Below are 16,448 nucleotides of genomic sequence, written 5' to 3' on the forward strand. Positions count from 1 at the left end.
GGACCGCACCACAGCAGAAGCGAGGCAACGGATGACCACCGTCGATCCGGCTCCCCCGCCGCCCATGCGGCTGAGGGAGCTCGTATTCGGGGCGGCGTGCGCCGCCGCCGTACGCGCGGCCGTCCGTCTGGGCGTGCCGGACGCCCTGGACGAGCGCCCCATGACCGTCGACGACCTGGCGACGGCGGTGAAGACCCAGCCGCACACCCTGCGACGGCTGCTGCGCGCCCTGACCTGCCAGGGCGTGTTCGCCGAGAACCCCGACGGCACCTTCGAACACACCGAGATGTCCCGGCTGCTGCGTGAGGACGACCCGCACAGCCTGCGCTACATCGCCCTGTGGTGCACCGAGCCGTGGACCTGGAACGTCTGGCCGCTGCTCGACGAGGCGGTACGCTCTGGCCACGGCGTCTTCGAGGACGTGTACGACCGGGAGTTCTTCACCTACCTCAACGACTCCGCCCCCGAGTCCGCCCACGTGTTCAACCGGGCGATGACGACGTCCAGCGAACAGTCCGCCCGCGACGTGGCCCTGCTGCTCGACCTGGACGACGCCTCCTCGGTCGTGGACATCGGGGGCGGCCAGGGACACGTGCTCGCCAGCCTCCTGGAGAAGCACGCCCACCTCCGCGGCACGCTGCTCGACCTGCCGGGCGTCATCGACAACGCCGACCCGAGGCTGCGCCGGGGCGGCGCGCTCGCCGGCCGGGCCGAGGTCGTCGCCGGTGACTGCCGCGAGGACGTGCCCGTCCAGGCGGACGTGTACATCATCAAGAACGTGCTGGAGTGGGACGACGACAGCACCCGCCGTGTCCTCGCCAACGTCCGGGCGGCGGCACGGCCCGGAGCCCGGGTCGTGGTCATCGAGAACCTCGTCGACGACACCCCGTCGATGCGGTTCACCACCGCCATGGACCTGCTGCTGCTCCTCAACGTCGGCGGTGCCAAGCACACCCGGCAGAGCATGGTCGACCGGCTGACCGGCGCGGGTCTGGTCATCGGCGAGATCCGTCCCGTCAACGCGTACCTGCACGCCTTTGAATGCACCGCCCCCGGCTGATCCGAAGACGCCCAACCCCGAGGCCGCCGGCTCCGCGACTGACGCGGAACCGGCGGCCTCGGGGTTCTTACCGGTGCGCGGCTCAGGAGCCGGCGCCGCGCTCCCAGCGGTAGAAGCACTGCGCCATCGCGTCCTTCGGACCGCGCCAGGTGGCGGGGTCGTACGGGCTGACGTACGCCTCGAGCCGCTCGCTGATGCCCCGGAACTCGGGGTGCGAGGCGAGCCTGGCGATGGCGGGCGCCGGGTCCTGCTCGGCCTCGATGAGGTGCAGGTACACGTCGTCGCCGAACTGGAAGAGGCTGCGCCGGCTGACCCCGACGAGGTGGGGGAGCTCACCCCGGTCGGAGTCGGCGAACACGTCGGCGATGTCGGCCGCCGAACCGGGCTTCATCCGGGCGACGATGAGGGCGTGGTGCATGGGGGAGTCCTTCCCTGTTCTTCCGCGTCCTGTCCGGAACGGCGCTCAGCGCGAGGACGCGACGGACGCGCTCTCGCTGTCGCGGGCGACCTGCTCGATCCGGTCCCGGATGAGGGCCATCTGGGTACGGGAGTTGCGGTTGATGTTGTCCGTCATCCAGGCGTCGTCGACCGGGGCGTCGGGCTTCATCGCGAAGTCCTGCGTCCAGCGCATCTCGACTCCGCCGGGCAGTTCCGCGTACTCCCACAGGATGTCCATGTGGGCGAACGGTCCCGTCTCGACCCGGCGGGCGCGCACGGTCCGCTTCTCGCGGTCCGGGGTGCGCTCCGACACCCAGCTCCACACCTTGCCGTTCTCGTCCGGGTGCATGGTCAGCCGGAACGTCGTGGTGCTCCCCTCGCGGGAGATGATGTCCACCGACGCGTACTCGCTGAACAGCCGCGGCCAGTTCTCCAGGTCGTTGGTCATCTCCCACACCAGGTCGAGGGGAGCGTCGATGGTGATGCTGTTCTCGGTGTGTCCGGCCACGTTCAGGCTCCAGCCGTGAGGGTGCTGTTGATGAGGTTCAGGAACTCCCGGGGCGTCCTGCAGCGCTCGGAGTCGGGCGGCAGGGGCTGGCCGTAGCGGTTCTCCAGCTCGCCGACGATGCCCAGCAGACCGAGCGAGTCCAGGCCGAAGGAGTCGAACGGGGACTCCGCGGCCTCCTTGAGCTCCCGCGGGTCGATGGTGATGCCGGCCGCCTGCTTCATCAGGGCGGACAGCTCGTCGTAGGTCACTTCGGTGGTGATCATGGGTGACTTCTCCTTTCCCGCCCGGTCCTACCGGGCGGAATCGTCACCGCGGCGCACGACCAGCGCCGCGTTGGATCCCATCAGTCCCCTGCTGAGGACGAGGGCGGTGCGCAGCTCGGCGGGGCGGGCCTGCGACATCACCAGGTCGAGGTCGTGGCAGATGTCGAAGACGTTCGGCGTGGGCGGCACCTGCCCGTGCTCCATGGCGAGCACCGCGGCCACCGTGTCCAGCACGGGTGCCGCGCAGTAGGCGCGGCCGATGCCGGTCTTGGGCGCCGTGACCGGCACCCGCCTGCCGTGCGCGCCGAGGGCGTCGGTGATCGCCAGCGCCTCCGCGCGGTCCGCCGCGGGCACGCCCAGGGCGTCGGCGAACACGACGTCGATCTCCTCCGGGGCACAGCCCGCCTCGTCCAGGGCGCCGGAGATCGCCCGGGCGAGCCCCGCGCGGGACTCCGCCCAGCGGGAGGCCCCGGTGAACGTGGCGGCATGGCCGGCCACGGTGGCCCGGACGGGCACCCCGCGCTCGCGGGCCCGGTCCTCGTCCTCGACGACGAGCAGGGCGCCGCCCTCCGCGGGCACGAAACCGCACGCCTTCTCGGTGAAGGGGCGGTAGGCGCGGTCGGGGTCGTCGAGAGTGCTCAGCTCGGGGTAGCCGAGCTGGCAGACCATCGAGTACGGGGCCAGCGGCGCCTCCGCCGCCCCCACGACCATGACGTCGGTGCCGCGTCGCACCGCCCGGGCGGCGTGCGCGAGGGAGTCCAGACCGCCGGCCTCGTCGCTCGCCACCACCCCGCACGGCCCCTTGAGGCCGCCGCGGATGGAGATCTGGCCGGTGCTCGCGGCGTAGAACCAGGCGATGGACTGGTACGGGCCGACGAACTTGGAACCCTTGCCCCACAGTTTCTGCAGCTCGCGCTGGCCGAACTCGCCGCCCCCGGACCCGGCGGCGGTGACCACGCCGATCGAGAACGGTTCGGCGGGTTCACCGCCGAGCCCGGCGTCGTCGAGGGCCATGGCGGCCGCGGCCATCGCGAAGTGGCTGAACCGGTCGGTCTGCACCAGGAACCGGTCCTCGATCAGGGCCGTCGGGTCGAAGGACCGCACCTCGCCCGCCACGCGCAGCGGCAGGTGGTCACAGCCCTCGCGGCTGATCAGGTCCAGCACGCGAAGGCCTTCGCGGACGGACTTCCAGTAGGCGTCGGTCCGCTGTCCGTTGGGCGCGACCACACCGATGCCGGTGACGGCCGCGCGCCCAGGGCGCCGTTTGCTCATCGTGTCCTCCCACCCGGTCCGGACAGCAGCACCGCGGACTGGAAACCGCCGAAGCCGCTGCCCACGGAGAGCACATGGTTCAGCTTCCGCGGGCGGGCGGTGCGCGGCACGTAGTCCAGGTCGCACTCCGGGTCGGGGGTCTCGTAGTTCGCCGTCGGCGGCACGACCTGGTGCTTCAGCGCGAGGACGCAGGCGACCACCTCGATCGCCCCGATCGCGCCCAGCGAGTGCCCCACCATGGACTTGATGGAGCTCATGGGCGTCTGCCGGGCGTGCTCGCCGAGCGACAGCTTCACCGCGGCCGTCTCGTGCCGGTCGTTCTGCCGGGTGCCGGAGCCGTGCGCGTTGACGTAGTCGATCAGCGTGGGGTCGATACGGGCCTGGTCGAGCGTGGTGTCGATCGCCCTGGCCATCTCCAGTCCCTCACTGGTCAGTCCGGTCATGTGGTAGGCGTTGCCGTAGGTGGCGTAGCCGCTGATCTCGCAGAGGATCTCCGCGCCGCGGGCCCGCGCGTGCTCGTACTCCTCCAGCACGAGCACCGCCGCGCCCTCACCCATGACGAAGCCGTCGCGGTGCGCGTCGAAGGGCCGGGAGGCGTGCTCGGGGTCGTCGTTGTTCGGCGACGTCGCCTTGATGGCGTCGAAGCAGGCCATGGTGATCGGTGAGATCGGCGAGTCCGAGGCCCCCGCGATGCAGACGTCGGCCCGGCCCTCACTGATGGTGTGGAAGGCGTAACCGACCGCGTCGAGACCGGAGGTGCAGCCCGTGGAGACGGTCTGCACCGGGCCCCGGGCGTCGAACCGCTCGGCGACGACCGAGGCGAGGGTGCTCGGCGAGAACGCCAGGTGCAGCTTCGGCTCGGCCTGCCGGTGGTCCACGTCCCACCGCTGTCCGCGCTCGCTGACCCGGACGTAGTCGCTCTCCAGCCGGGTGGTGCCGCCGACCGCGCTGCCCAGCGACACCGCCGTGCGCCACGGGTCCAGGGACTGGGTGTCCAGCCCCGATTCCCGTACCGCCTCGGCGGCGGCGACCACGGCGAACTGGATGTAGCGGTCCGCGTGTTGGCAGAGGTCCGCGTCCAGGCCGTGCTCGAAGGGGTCGAAGTCGCACTCGGCGGCGATGCGCGAACGCAGACCGGCGGGGTCGAACAGGGAGATGCCGCGGGTCGCGGTGCGGCCGGCCGCGAGGAGATCCCAGAACGCCGTCGCTCCGATGCCGCCGGGAGCGACCACACCGATACCGGTGACGGCCACTCGCCGGGTCATTTTATGGCCTCGCTCGGCTCGGCCGACCTGCAGTGCTCGGGCCCGCCGACCTTCAACTGCGGTCCGGACACGGCGCTTTCGGTTTCCTCGGTGTCGACGTGACCGAGACTCGGGTGCGGGGCGAGCGGGCCCAGGTGGAACACCATGCGGGCCTCCTCGTCACCGACGTTGCGGAAACGGTGCCGCATGTCGATCGGGATCATCAGCCCCTGCTCGGCGCGGAGCGCGAACGGCTCGCCGTCCAGGTCCACTTCGAGCGCGCCGTCGACCACGTACACGAACTCCTCGGAGTACGGGTGGTAGTGCTCGCCGATGCGCTCGCCGGGCTTGATGATCGCCAGACCCATGAAGCCGCTGGTAGAACCCACGGTGGCCGGGGTGAGCAGGGTCCTGAGGTCACCTCCGCGCCGTCGGTTGGGTTCCGTCTCGCTCAGGTCCACGATGCGTGGATGCTGCTTGGACATAGGGGTGTTACCTCCGGGTGTGCCGGTGACGTCCGGGCGGGCGGGGCCGCGGACCTCACCGCGGTCGACCTTCAGGAATCCGCAGAGGTGCGGTCGGTGACGGGCATCATGTCGGCGTGCGCCAGGAGCCGGTGCAGGGTGCGCTCCGAGTCCAGGGAGCCCTCGACGCCGATCGCGGCGCCGTCCAGCAGACGCTCCAGCTCGGCGGCCTTGCCCGGGCCCTTGATGCCGAGGGCGCAGAGCGGGTCGACATCGAGTTCACCGGTGATGTCGATCATGCGGGTCACGACGTCGTCACGCTGGAAGACGGTGCTCGCGTACACCGGGCTGTCGGGGTCGCTCGCCGCGGCCTCGTCCTGGTGGGCGAGGAACCGGGCCAGCTCCAGACCCCGGCCCGCCACGGCCGGGTAGTACAGCATGTGCCGTCGCAGGTGGTCGGGTCGCGGGCGGCCGGCCGCCACGTGCTGCATGGCGGGGAGCGCCGCGCGGGTGAAGAAGACCCGGGCCGAGTCGGCGTCGCTCAGGTCCCGGTCCTGCTCCAGGTAGGGGTCGATGGCCTCTTCCACGGCCTGCACCTGGGGCTGACTGGCCACGTGGCACAGAGTGGCCAGGAGGTCGCCCTCCACCTCCACGGCCCGCACGACGCGGTTGCCGTGCATGAAGAGGGAGGTGCGGTGCAGTCGCGTGGTGCCGTTGATGCGCGTCTCGGGCGCGTCGTAGTTGGCCAGGATGTCCACGACCTTGGACTCGGTGCCCGGCTTGACGGTGAAGGTGAGGGCGTGGCGGGTCAGCCCCTGGCCCACGCGGGCCTCCGTCTGCAGGCTCGTCCTCGCGTCCCCGGACGCGGCCGGCCGTTTCGGGTGGGTCTCGCGCAGGACGCTGTAGCGCATCGACCGGGTGTCCCGGACGCAGCTGTGCATCGGCCGGACGATCGCGATGTGCTCCTCGCTGTTCACCCACGCGAGGAACGGCAGGGCGCTCTCCCACTCGCTGGTGATGAGCCACTGCGAGGGGTTCTCGATCGACTGGCACAGTTGGTCACTGATGTGGCCGGGAACGGACGCGACCTTGTTGCGCATGTGCTCGTAGGCGTCGAGGAACTGCTCCTGGGCCCCCTCGTACAAATCGAGGAGCAGGATCACCCGCAGCCTCGAGCCGTCGAACGCCGACTGCGCAATGCGTGCCGACTTGGTCATCCGGCGCACCTCTCCTCATGGTCGGAAGGTCGGGAACGACCGCCGTGTCGGAAGGCCCGGGGTCGCCATGAGTCGATCGTTGCCGCGACTTTCCGGTGCGCGCGAGCGACACGGGGCAGGTGGGTGAACCACGTGTCATCCGGGTGCCGCCGGGACGCGGACCGGCCCGCACCGGGCATGAAAGGTGCGTCCTGTTCCACAGCCCGTCGAGGGCGACGCTGGAGGCGTTTCAATGAATCGATCGGATACGGCCGGCGGGGCGGATCACCGCACGCCGGTGCTCATCGTCGGCGGCTCGTTGGTGGGCCTGTCCATGTCGCTGTTCCTGGGGCGCCTGGGTGTGCCGCACACACTCGTCGAACGTCACGCGGGCACCTCGATCCACCCGCGTGGGCGGGGGAACAACGTGCGCACCATGGAGCTGTTCCGGGCGGCGGGGCTCGAGCAGCGCATCGGCCGGGCCGCGTCGGTCCTGTCGGACAACCACGGCATCTGGCAGACCCCGAGCCTGGCGGGCGACGAGGGGGAGTGGCTGCTCCAGGAGATCGACCCCGGCGGCGGGCTCGCCCGCTTCAGCCCCAGCGGGTGGTGCCTGTGCAGCCAGAACGACCTGGAACCGGTGCTTCTCGAGGGGGCCCGCGAACTCGGCGGGGACCTGCGCTTCGGGATGGAGATGATGTCCTTCGACCAGGACGCCGAGGGTGTGACGGCGCTGGTCAAGAGCCGGGAGACCGGTGAGCACACCAGGATCCGGGCGGACTACCTCGTCGCCGCGGACGGCCCCCGCAGTCCCGTCCGGGAGGCGCTGGGCATCGGGCAGAACGGCCCGGGCGACCTGTTCCACAACGTGAGCCTCACGTTCACCTCCCGTGGCCTGGCCGGCGTCGTCGGGGACCGGCGGTTCATCGTCTGCTACCTGACCAACCCGGAGGCCGACGGAGCCCTGCTGCCGGTCGACAACCGGGAGCACTGGGTGTTCCACGCCCCCTGGCACCCCGAACACGGGGAAACCATCGAGGAGTTCACCGACGAGCGGTGTGCCGCCCACATCCGGAGGGCCGTCGGCGTGCCGGACCTCGACGTGGAGATCACCGGCCGGGCCGCCTGGCACGCCGCCGAGCGGGTCGCCGAACGGTACGCGGACGGCCGGGTGTTCCTGGCCGGCGACTCCGCCCACGAGATGTCGCCCACCGGGGCGTTCGGGTCCAACACCGGCATCCAGGACGCCCACAACCTGGCCTGGAAGCTGGCCGCCGTGCTCGGCGGCTGGGCCGAGCCCGGCCTGCTGGAGTCCTACGACGCCGAACGCCGGCCCGTCGCGGAGGCGACCAGCGCCCGTGCCTCATCCCGTTCGAGCGAGCACAGCCACCCCGGGTACACGCCCGCCCCAGGTGCCCCCGCCCTCGGCGCGCCCGGCCCTGGTGGTCCTGGTGGGCCCGGAGCGGGTGGCCCCGGTCGTCCCGGTGGTCCCGGAGCGGGTGGCCCCGGTGCTCCTGGAGCGGGTGGCCCCGGTGGCCCCGGTGGCCCCGGTGGCCCGGGTGGTCCCGGCATGAAGGGGGGCGGCATCCTCAACGTGGCGCTCTGCTACCGCTATCCGCGCGGCGCGGTCCTGGGCACCGACCCGGCGGCGCCGGTCATCCCCGACGGGGTGATGCTGACAGGTGAGCCCGGCAGCCGTGCCCCGCACGTGTGGCTGGACCGCTCCGGCACCCGGATCTCCACGCTCGACCTGTACGAGCGGTCGTGCGTGCTGCTGAGTTCCGCGGACGGCGCCTGCGACTGGCACGGCGCGGCGGCGAAGGCCGCGCAGGACCTGTCCGTGCCGCTCGACACGTACCGGGTGGGCGACGGACCCGACGCGGAACTCACTGCGCAGGACGGCGCCGACTGGGCCCAAGCGCACGGGATCACCGCGGACGGCGCGGTACTGGTCCGTCCCGACGGCTTCGTCGCCTGGCGCTCCGAAGGGCCCGTACCGGACCCGGCGGCGGTGCTGCGGCAGGCCCTCGCCGCCGTCCTGGCGCGGAGCTGACGGGGGAGCGGCGGCCGGTCGGCGTCACGCTCCGCCGACGCCGCCCTGCCGTCCCCGCTCCGCCTTGTCCTGGTGCTGCTCGAACCGCTGGACGGCGGGTCCGTCGCTGTTCCACGGCCAGGGGGTGACCGTGCCCTGCAGCGTCTGGAAGACGGGATGCGCGTCGGCGGCACGTCCCGCCGCGCACAGGGCGTACGCCAGTACGTTCAGATCGGCCTGCGCCGCCGCGTGCTGGAAGAAGCCCGGCTTCGCCCACAGCGCGGCGGCCTGCTCCAGCGCGGCGGCGATCTGCCCGCCCTCCCACAGCTGCCCGGCCGTCATGGCCCGTACCCCGCCCTGCGCCAGCAGTCCCTGGTACTGGCGGACGGCGGCGGTGAGCTCCACCGCGGCGCACGGCGCGTTGGCCGGGATGCGGGTGCGCACCACGTCCACGAAGTCGAGCACGGACGCGCTGGAGCCGCCCTCCTCGGGCGACAGGTAGGCGAGCATCTGCAGGTACGCCTCACGGTGCCAGCGGTCGCGTCCGGTGGCCTCCCGCCAGACGGCGTTGACGTCGTTGCGGCCGTACCGCTCGACCCGTGACACACCGAGCAGGATCACCCACGGCAGGGGGTCCTCCGGGTTCAGTTCGGAGGCCCTGCGGCACTGGGAGACCAGCTCCCCGGCGTCCTCCAGGTGCCCGTCCCGCAGCCCGCGCGCCAGCCCGGCCCTGGCGTGGAACACCAGCGCGTCGGCGCTGTCCGGCTCCCGGGTCAGCCAGGCGGCCGCCACCCCGGTGTCCGCCGTCGCCTCCGCCAGTACGGCCATCCGGTGGCCGCGGCGGTCCCAGTCGTCCCCGGTCTCCTCCAGCAGGGAGGCGACCAGCGCCACGTCGGCCGGCTTGCCGCTGCCGCCCCGCTTGCTCAGCTTCCCGAGGACGCGGGCGAGTTCGGCGTCGTCGAGGGCCGGGGAGATGCGGGGACGTCTGCTGGTGCGACTGCTGAAGAGGGACATGTGCGAAGACTAGGAACTGCGGGTGCCCCGGCAAGCCGGACGGGGCGATCGTTATCGATCTGGCCCTTACCGCCGGTCGAACGGGCAGACCCGGGCGGGGCCGGACATCTCGTCGGCCCCGCCCTGTCGCTCCGCCCGTGCGGCTGTGGATTCCCGGATCAGGCCTGGGGGGCCGGGTACGTCGGGTACTCCACGCCCGAGACGTACTGGACGACCCGGACGACCTGGCACGAGTAGCCGAACTCGTTGTCGTACCAGAGGTACAGGATGGCGTTGTCGCCCTCGACCTTCAGCGCTCCCGCGTCCACGATCGAGGCGTGCCGCGAGCCGATGAAGTCGCTGGAGACCGCGTCGGGCGCGCTGATGAAGTCGATCTGACGCTTCAGCGGCGACGTCAGCGACACGTTGCGCAGGTAGTCGAGGACCTCCTCGCGGTCGGTCGCGCGGGCCAGTTGGAGGTTGAGGATCGCGATCGACACGTCCGGCACGGGGACCCGGATCGAGCTGCCGGTGATGGTGGCGTCGAGGTCGGGAAGCGCCTTGGCGACGGCCGAGGCGGCACCCGTCTCGGTGATCACCATGTTCAGCGGCGCGGAACGGCCGCGGCGCTCCGACTTGTGGTAATTGTCCAGCAGGTTCTGGTCGTTGGTGAACGAGTGGACCGTCTCCACGTGCCCGCGCAGCACCCCGAACTCGTCCGCCATCGCCTTCAGCGGCGGCACGATCGCGTTGGTGGTGCAGGACGCGCAGGACAGGATCTGCTCGTCCGGCTTGAGGGTGTCGTGGTTGACGCCGTGCACGATGTTGGGCACGTCGCCCTTGCCGGGCGCGGTGAGCACCACCTTGTCGACACCGGGACGCAGGTGCAGCGACAGCCCTTCGCGGTCGCGCCACTTGCCGGTGTTGTCGATCAGGATGGCGTTCTTGATGCCGTACGCCGTGTAGTCGATCTCCGTCGGGTCGTTGGCGTAGATCACCTTGACGGTGTTGCCGTTGGCGATGATCGTGCTGTTCGCCTCGTCGACGGTGATCGTGCCCTGGAACTGGCCGTGCACGGAGTCCCGGCGCAGCAGCGAGGCCCGCTTGACGATGTCCTGCTCGCCGCCCCGGCGGACCACGATCGCGCGCAGCCGCAGCCCGTTGCCGGAGCCCGACTTCTCGATCAGCAGCCGGGCCAGCAGGCGTCCGATGCGGCCGAAGCCGTAGAGGACGACGTCGCGCGGCTCACGGCGGTCGATCTTGTTGTCGCCGGTGGCGCCGGCGACGGCCTCCGCGGTGAACTCGGCCACCGACTGGCCCCGGTCGTCGGCCCGGTAGGCCTCGGCGAGCAGACCGATGTCGATCTGGGACGGGCCGAGGTCGAGCGCGGTGAGCGCTTCCAGGAAGGGCAGCGTCTCGGTGACCGAGAGCTCCTCACCGGCGATCTGCCGGGCGAAGCGGTGGGTCTTGAGGATGCTGACCACCGACTTGTTCACCAAGGAGCGGCTGTGCAGCAGGACGGTCACGTCCCGCTCGCGGTGCAGCTTCCCGATGATCGGGATCATCGACTCCGCGATCTCCTCGCGGTGCTTCCAGTTGGTGAACGAGTCTTCGTTGACAGTCACAGGATCATCTTTCGAGCTAGAGGGTGCTCATATGATAGCCATGCTGGCCGGGGGGTCCCGAGGGGGTCTCCGCGAGGCGGCGCGGCAACGGGTGTCCGCAGGGTTGTGTGACATCCGATCGGGTACGCGTGCAGCACTGCGCCCGGGGCGGATCATGTCCCGGGTGGTCCGCACGACCGCCGCGAGCAGGGAATCTGTCATGGAAACACCCGCGCACGAGAACAACGCCCCCACGCCCGCGCAGCGGGCCCTGGACAGCCTGTCCGAGAACACCGAGGACACGGCGGCGCTGGACGCCCTCGCGAACAGCGACGTACTGATCCCGGTACCCGACGACGCGGGCGAAGAGGAGGCCGCCGACCCGGGCGCCGTGGCACTGCCGGTGCTGGAACAGCCGGGCGGCGACCACGTGGTGCCCGTGTTCACCTCGGAACTGGAGATGGCGGGGCTGCTGCCGTTCGTCTCCCGCTACCGCCTGGTCCCGCTCGGGGCGCTGGCCGCCCAGTGGCCGGCCGACGACCTGTCCCTGACCATCGACGGCAGCTCCGAGCACCGCCTCACGCTCACCTCGGAGGGAGTACGCACCCTGCTGGCCCGCCCGTGACCCGTACCGGGCCGCCGCGCTCCTGGTGCGGGTGACCCCCGCGACCGGCTCGGGGGGTCACCGCACCCGGTCGCCCAGGGCGCGGGCCAGGGCCGCCCGCTGCGCCGGCAGCGCCTCGGCGTGCGTCGAGCGGCCCCGGGGCGTGAGCGCCACGTACACGCCGCGCCTGTCCTGAAGGCACATGGCGCGCTCGACCAGGCCGACCCGCTCGAGCCGGGCGATGAGGCGGGACAACGCGCTCTGGCTGAGGTGGACCCGGCCCGTCAGGTCCTGCACCCGGCACCGTCCGTCCTCCCGGGGCGTCCCGGCCGCGAGGAGCTCCAGCACCTCGAAGTCGGACGCCCCGATCCCGTACGGGTGCAGAGCGCGATCGATCTCGCCCAGGGTCCGCGCGTGCACCGCGAGGATGTCACGCCAGCGCTCCTCGAGCCGCGCACCGTCCGCCGTCGTTCCCATGCTCGAACGGTAACACTCGTTCGATATTCAATGAATGGGTGAGCGGCCCGTTCACGCAGGTCGCAGCGGCGGTCCGGTCACGTCGAGTCCCGCTTCACCAGCTCCGTCGGCAGGATCACCGCCGCCGGGTCCTCACCGCCTATCTGAGCCAGCAGCACCCGCACCATCTCCGCGCTGATGCGGTCCCACGGCTGGCGGATGGTGGTGAGCTCCGGGCTCACCGCGACGGCGGCGGGCGAGTCGTCGAAACCGCCGACCGCGACGTCCTCCGGCACCCGGCGCCCCGCCCGGTGCAGCGCGGTGAGCACCCCCTGTGCCATCAGGTCGGAGGCCACGAACACGGCGTCCACGTCCGGGGCCCTCGCCAGCAGCCGCTCGGCGCCCGCCTCACCGCTCGCCTTGCTGTAGTCACCGGAGACGACCAGCCGCTCGTCGGCCTCCACGCCCGCCTCCGCGAGCACCTCCCGGTAACCGGCGAGGCGCTCCACACCGCCAGGGGTGTCCTGCGGGCCGGCGACCACGCCGATCCGGCGCCGGCCCAGCGCCAGCAGGTGCCGCACCATGTCACGGGCGCCGTCCCGGTCGTCGGCGGCCACATAGCTCACCTTCGACCCCAGCCCGATCGGCTTCCCGCACGCCACCAGCGGCACACCGGCCGCGCGCAGCTCCTCGGCCACCGGATCACCGGAGTGGCTGGACACCAGCAGCACCCCGTCCACGTGCCCGGCGGTGATGTACCGGGTGATGCGCCGCCGTTCGTCGTCCGTACCGGCCAGCATCAGCAGCAGCGGAATGTCGTGCGCGGCCAGTGCCTGCGTGCAACCGCGCAGCAGGACGTTGAAGTTGGGGTCCTCGAAGAACCGCTCCTGGGGTTCGGTGAGCAGGAAGCCCACCGAGTCGGAGCGGCCGGTGATCAGCGAGCGGGCGTGCCGGTTGACGACGTAACCCGTCTTGCGGATCGCGGCGTCGACCGCCTCCGCGGCGGTGGGGCTGACGTAGTGGCCGCCGTTGAGCACCCGCGAGACGGTGCCGCGCGAGACGCCGGCCTCGCGCGCCACGTCGTGGATCGTCGGCGGCTTGCGCCTGCCCCCCGTGTTGCGCATGGTCATGACTTTACGGCCCCGGAGAGCAGATCCAGGCTCCAGAACCGCTGGATGACCAGGAAGAGCGCCACCAGCGGGAACACCGCGAGGAACGCGCCCGTGATCACCAGGGTGTACAGCGCCGGAGTGCTGGCTCCCTGCTCCAGCAGCGTGTACAGACCGAGGGTGATCGGGAACTTCTCGTCGTCGCTGAGCATGATGTACGGCAGCAGGAAGTTGTTCCAGATCGCCACGAACTGGAACAGGAAGACCGTCACCAGGCCGGGCAGCATCATCGGCAGCGCCACGCGCGTGAAGATGCGCCACTCGCCCGCGCCGTCCATCCGCCCGGCCTCCACCACGTCCGCCGGCACGGCGGCCGCGACGTAGATCCGCGCGAGGTAGACACCGTAGGGGGAGAGGATCTGCGGCAGCAGCACCGACAGGTGGGAGTCGGTGAGGTCCGCCTGGGCCAGCAGCAGGTACTGGGGGACGGCGAGGATCACCGGAGGCATCAGCACACCCGCGAGCAGCACGTTGAACAGCGTCTCGCGGCCCCGGAAGCGGTAGGTCGCCAGCGCGTAGCCGCTGACCGCCGACACACACGTCGACAGCAGCGCGCCCAGACCGGCGTACAGGGCGGAGTTGCCCATCCACTGCCAGTAGACGCCGTCGCGGTAGGCGCCGAGGTCGGAGATGTTCTCCGCGAAGCCGGTGCCGGGCCAGAAGGTGAAGGTGGAGAACAGCTCCGAGCCCGACTTTGTGGACGCGACGACCACCCAGGCGACGGGCAGCAGGCAGTACAGCGCGCCCAGCAGCAGTGTCACGGTCGGGATCAGGGCGGTACGGCGGCGGCGCCCCGGAGCCCGGACGGTGCCGGCCGCCGGCTCGGTCGTGGACAGGGCGAGCGGACTCATCGTGCGGCCTCCTGCTTGGTGCGCCGGCTCGCGGCCCGCAGGAACCCGAAGGACAGCACCAGGGTGGCGAGCGCGATGATCGTCGCCTGGGCGGCGGCCGCGTGGATGTCGCCGTTGCCGAAGGCGTCCTGGTACACCTTCATCAGCGGACTCCAGGTGGTGGACACGGAATTGGTGAGCGGCTTGAGGGTGGTGGGTTCGTTGAACACCTGGAGCGTCGCGATGATCGAGAAGAAGAAGGTGAGCACCAGCGAGGGCGCCACCATCGGGATCTTGATCCGCAGCGCGATCTGCAGCGGGCCGGCGCCGTCCAGCCTCGCCGCCTCGTACACCTCGGCGGGGATCGCCCGCAGCGCGGTGTAGATGACGATCATGTTGAAGCCGGTGCCGCCCCAGACCGCGATGTTCGACAGCGCCAGGTACAGCGGGCCGCCGTCCAGCAGGTCCGGCTGCGGCAGCCCCAGCCTGTCCAGCACGAAGGAGAAGGGGCTCACGTCCGGCAGGTACAGGAAACCCCACAGCAGGGCCGCCACCACGCCGGGAACGGAGTACGGCAGGAAGATCGCGAGCCGGGTGAAGGGGGCGAGCCGGACCCGGTCGGAGTCCAGCATTAGCGCGAACACCAGGGCCAGGCCCAGCATCACCGGCACCACGATGGCACCGTAGCCGAGCACGCGCAGCGCGCCGTTCAGCAGCTCGCTGTCGGACAGGGCGCCGGTGTAGTTCTCCAGTCCGGCCCAGACCTCCTCGCGGGCGCCGGCCCCCAGGCCGAGGCCGGACACCCGCACCTTGCGGAAGCTGAGCCAGACGGCGTACCCGATGGGCAGCGCGAAGAACAGGAGGAACAGGAGGGTGGCGGGGATCAGGAAGAAGTAGGGGGCGCTGCGCGCCCGCCGGAGGGCGGTGGGGGAGGGGCGGCCGTACGGGGCCCTCCCGGCCCCGTACGGCGTCCGGCGGTCGCGGGACCTCACTCCGCGACTCCGAAGCCCTGCTTCTTCAGGTCGGCGACCGTGTCCGCCTGCATGGTGTCCAGGGCGGCGGTGAAGTCCGACCTGTTCTTCGCGGCGGCTCCGAAGGCGTCCTTGAACGTCGTGTAGGCGACGTTGACGTTGGGACCCCAGGCGGACGGCGCGGTGGTCTTCGCGATCTCGGCGGCCTTGTCGTAGAAGTCGCTCTGGTGGGAGAAGTACTCCGGCGGGCTCGTGAAGGCGCCGCTGAGCTGGGCCGAGGTGGAGGCCGGATAGATGCCGCTCTCCTTCGCCAGCGCGTTGAGCGCCTCGCCGTCGGTGTTCAGCCAGGCGGCGAACTTCGCGGCGGCGTCCTTGTTCCCGGAGTCCGTGGTCACGGCGGTGGAGGAGCCGCCCCAGCTGCCGGTGCTGCTCTCGCCCGCGTTCCACTGGGGGAGCGGGGCCATGGCCCACTTGCCCTTGGTGTCGGGCGCTGCCGTGGTCAGGGTGCCCGGTGCCCACACGGCGCTCACCCACGCTATCTGCTTGCCGGTGTTGAGGGCCTTGTTCCAGGCCGGGGTGTACATCGGCTGGTTGTCGACGGCGCCCTCGGCGACCAGACCGCCCCAGAACTCGGCGACCTTCTTCGTCGCCGCGTCGTTGATGCCGACCTTCCACTGGTCCCCGGAGGTGGTCCACCACCGGGCACCGGCCTGCTGGGCGAGGCCCGCGAACAGCCCCGAGTCGTTGGCGGAGAAGGTGGTCAGGTCCTTGTCGGGCGCCGCCTTCTTCAGCTTGCGGGCGGTCTCGGCGAACTCGTCCCAGGTGGCGGGGACGGTGAGGCCGTACTCCTTGAAGAGGTCCTCGCGGTAGTAGAACATCATCGGCCCGATGTCCTGCGGGACCGCGTAGACGGCGTCCGTGCCCAGCGTGGTCTGCTGCCAGACGCCCTCGGCGAACTCGCCCTTCGCGCCGCCCACCATGTCGCCGATGTCGGCGAGCGCGTCGTTGCTGACCAGGGTGGGCAGCGCCTGGTACTCCGCCTGCACCAGATCGGGCGCCTTGCCGGCCTTGTGCGCGGTGAGGATCTTGGTGACCAGCGTGTCGCCGGACGCCTGCTTCTTCACCGTGACCGTGATCTGCTCCTTCTTGCCCGGCCCCTTGTTCCACAGGTCCACGACCTTGTCCATGCCGGGCGTCCAGGTCCAGTACGTCAGTGACACCGGACCCGACCGGGCCCCGCCGTCGTCGTCGGACGACGAGCCGCAGGCGGCGAGTGCGGAGGCGCCGAGGGCGACGGCGACGGCGGAACTCACGAGGCGACGATGCTTCGTGTACGGCATGGAT

Annotated in this window: 17 protein-coding genes; 3 read left to right on the plus strand and 14 right to left on the minus strand. The window is 71.2% G+C overall.

From position 1 onward, the window contains the following. The first annotated feature begins 31 nt into the window (after positions 1-31). Positions 32-1,060 carry a methyltransferase gene (locus tag ACZ6A9_RS18930; protein ID WP_468986735.1) on the plus strand — a complete coding sequence of 343 codons (1,029 nt, stop codon included), beginning with the start codon at positions 32-34 and terminating at the stop codon, positions 1,058-1,060. A gap of 82 nt (positions 1,061-1,142) precedes the next feature. Here ACZ6A9_RS18930 and ACZ6A9_RS18935 read toward each other — a convergent pair whose 3' ends face one another. The 7 genes from ACZ6A9_RS18935 to ACZ6A9_RS18965 all read right to left on the minus strand — a co-directional run bounded on the left by ACZ6A9_RS18935 (position 1,143) and on the right by ACZ6A9_RS18965 (position 6,466). After that, positions 1,143-1,478, minus strand: coding sequence for a TcmI family type II polyketide cyclase (locus ACZ6A9_RS18935; RefSeq protein ID WP_228965684.1), 336 nt, complete (start codon positions 1,476-1,478; stop codon positions 1,143-1,145). Positions 1,479-1,523: 45 nt separating this feature from the next. Further along, a complete protein-coding gene (locus ACZ6A9_RS18940; protein ID WP_468986742.1) occupies positions 1,524-2,006 on the minus strand; it encodes an SRPBCC family protein in 483 nt (160 codons plus the stop codon). Between the two features lie 2 nt (positions 2,007-2,008). Beyond that, complete coding sequence (locus ACZ6A9_RS18945) at positions 2,009-2,269, minus strand: acyl carrier protein (RefSeq protein ID WP_468986744.1); 261 nt, start codon at positions 2,267-2,269, stop codon at positions 2,009-2,011. Between the two features lie 27 nt (positions 2,270-2,296). Beyond that, entirely contained in the window at positions 2,297-3,541 is a 1,245-nt protein-coding gene (locus ACZ6A9_RS18950; protein ID WP_468986748.1) for a ketosynthase chain-length factor, read from the minus strand. Further along, a complete protein-coding gene (locus ACZ6A9_RS18955) occupies positions 3,538-4,806 on the minus strand; it encodes a beta-ketoacyl-[acyl-carrier-protein] synthase family protein (protein ID WP_468986751.1) in 1,269 nt (422 codons plus the stop codon). Before ACZ6A9_RS18955 ends, ACZ6A9_RS18950 begins: the two co-directional genes overlap by 4 nt. Continuing rightward, the gene (locus ACZ6A9_RS18960; RefSeq protein ID WP_468986754.1) at positions 4,803-5,270 is read right to left on the minus strand and encodes a cupin domain-containing protein; all 468 of its coding nucleotides are present in this window, start codon (positions 5,268-5,270) and stop codon (positions 4,803-4,805) included. The genes ACZ6A9_RS18955 and ACZ6A9_RS18960 overlap by 4 nt, the downstream gene beginning before the upstream one ends. Positions 5,271-5,341: 71 nt before the next feature. Beyond that, positions 5,342-6,466: a SchA/CurD-like domain-containing protein gene (locus ACZ6A9_RS18965; RefSeq protein ID WP_468986758.1), complete on the minus strand. Its 1,125-nt coding sequence runs from the start codon at positions 6,464-6,466 to the stop codon at positions 5,342-5,344. 232 nt (positions 6,467-6,698) lie between these two features. Here ACZ6A9_RS18965 and ACZ6A9_RS18970 point away from each other — a divergent pair, with 232 nt between their 5' ends. Beyond that, positions 6,699-8,498: an FAD-dependent oxidoreductase gene (locus ACZ6A9_RS18970; RefSeq protein ID WP_468986762.1), complete on the plus strand. Its 1,800-nt coding sequence runs from the start codon at positions 6,699-6,701 to the stop codon at positions 8,496-8,498. Positions 8,499-8,522: 24 nt separating this feature from the next. On the opposite strand, the gene ACZ6A9_RS18975 is transcribed toward ACZ6A9_RS18970, so the two are convergent. Further along, the gene (locus ACZ6A9_RS18975; RefSeq protein ID WP_468986765.1) at positions 8,523-9,491 is read right to left on the minus strand and encodes a hypothetical protein; all 969 of its coding nucleotides are present in this window, start codon (positions 9,489-9,491) and stop codon (positions 8,523-8,525) included. 158 nt (positions 9,492-9,649) lie between these two features. Next, positions 9,650-11,095, minus strand: a complete 1,446-nt coding sequence (locus ACZ6A9_RS18980) for a glyceraldehyde-3-phosphate dehydrogenase (protein WP_468986768.1) — start codon at positions 11,093-11,095, stop codon at positions 9,650-9,652. Positions 11,096-11,294: 199 nt separating this feature from the next. Here ACZ6A9_RS18980 and ACZ6A9_RS18985 point away from each other — a divergent pair, with 199 nt between their 5' ends. After that, a complete protein-coding gene (locus ACZ6A9_RS18985) occupies positions 11,295-11,699 on the plus strand; it encodes an SseB family protein (RefSeq protein ID WP_468986770.1) in 405 nt (134 codons plus the stop codon). Positions 11,700-11,756: 57 nt separating this feature from the next. On the opposite strand, the gene ACZ6A9_RS18990 is transcribed toward ACZ6A9_RS18985, so the two are convergent. From ACZ6A9_RS18990 to ACZ6A9_RS19010, 5 genes are all read right to left on the minus strand, one after another. Further along, positions 11,757-12,155, minus strand: a complete 399-nt coding sequence (locus ACZ6A9_RS18990) for a MarR family winged helix-turn-helix transcriptional regulator (protein WP_468986773.1) — start codon at positions 12,153-12,155, stop codon at positions 11,757-11,759. Between the two features lie 77 nt (positions 12,156-12,232). Further along, complete coding sequence (locus ACZ6A9_RS18995; RefSeq protein ID WP_468986777.1) at positions 12,233-13,264, minus strand: LacI family DNA-binding transcriptional regulator; 1,032 nt, start codon at positions 13,262-13,264, stop codon at positions 12,233-12,235. Next, positions 13,261-14,154 carry a carbohydrate ABC transporter permease gene (locus ACZ6A9_RS19000; protein ID WP_468986779.1) on the minus strand — a complete coding sequence of 298 codons (894 nt, stop codon included), beginning with the start codon at positions 14,152-14,154 and terminating at the stop codon, positions 13,261-13,263. The genes ACZ6A9_RS18995 and ACZ6A9_RS19000 overlap by 4 nt, the downstream gene beginning before the upstream one ends. Beyond that, positions 14,151-15,125, minus strand: coding sequence for a carbohydrate ABC transporter permease (locus tag ACZ6A9_RS19005; RefSeq protein WP_468986782.1), 975 nt, complete (start codon positions 15,123-15,125; stop codon positions 14,151-14,153). Before ACZ6A9_RS19005 ends, ACZ6A9_RS19000 begins: the two co-directional genes overlap by 4 nt. Next, the gene (locus tag ACZ6A9_RS19010) at positions 15,122-16,444 is read right to left on the minus strand and encodes an ABC transporter substrate-binding protein (RefSeq protein ID WP_468986786.1); all 1,323 of its coding nucleotides are present in this window, start codon (positions 16,442-16,444) and stop codon (positions 15,122-15,124) included. The genes ACZ6A9_RS19005 and ACZ6A9_RS19010 overlap by 4 nt, the downstream gene beginning before the upstream one ends. Positions 16,445-16,448 lie beyond the last annotated feature (4 nt).

The sequence above is a fragment of the Streptomyces sp. NPDC041124 genome (genome assembly GCF_055592385.1).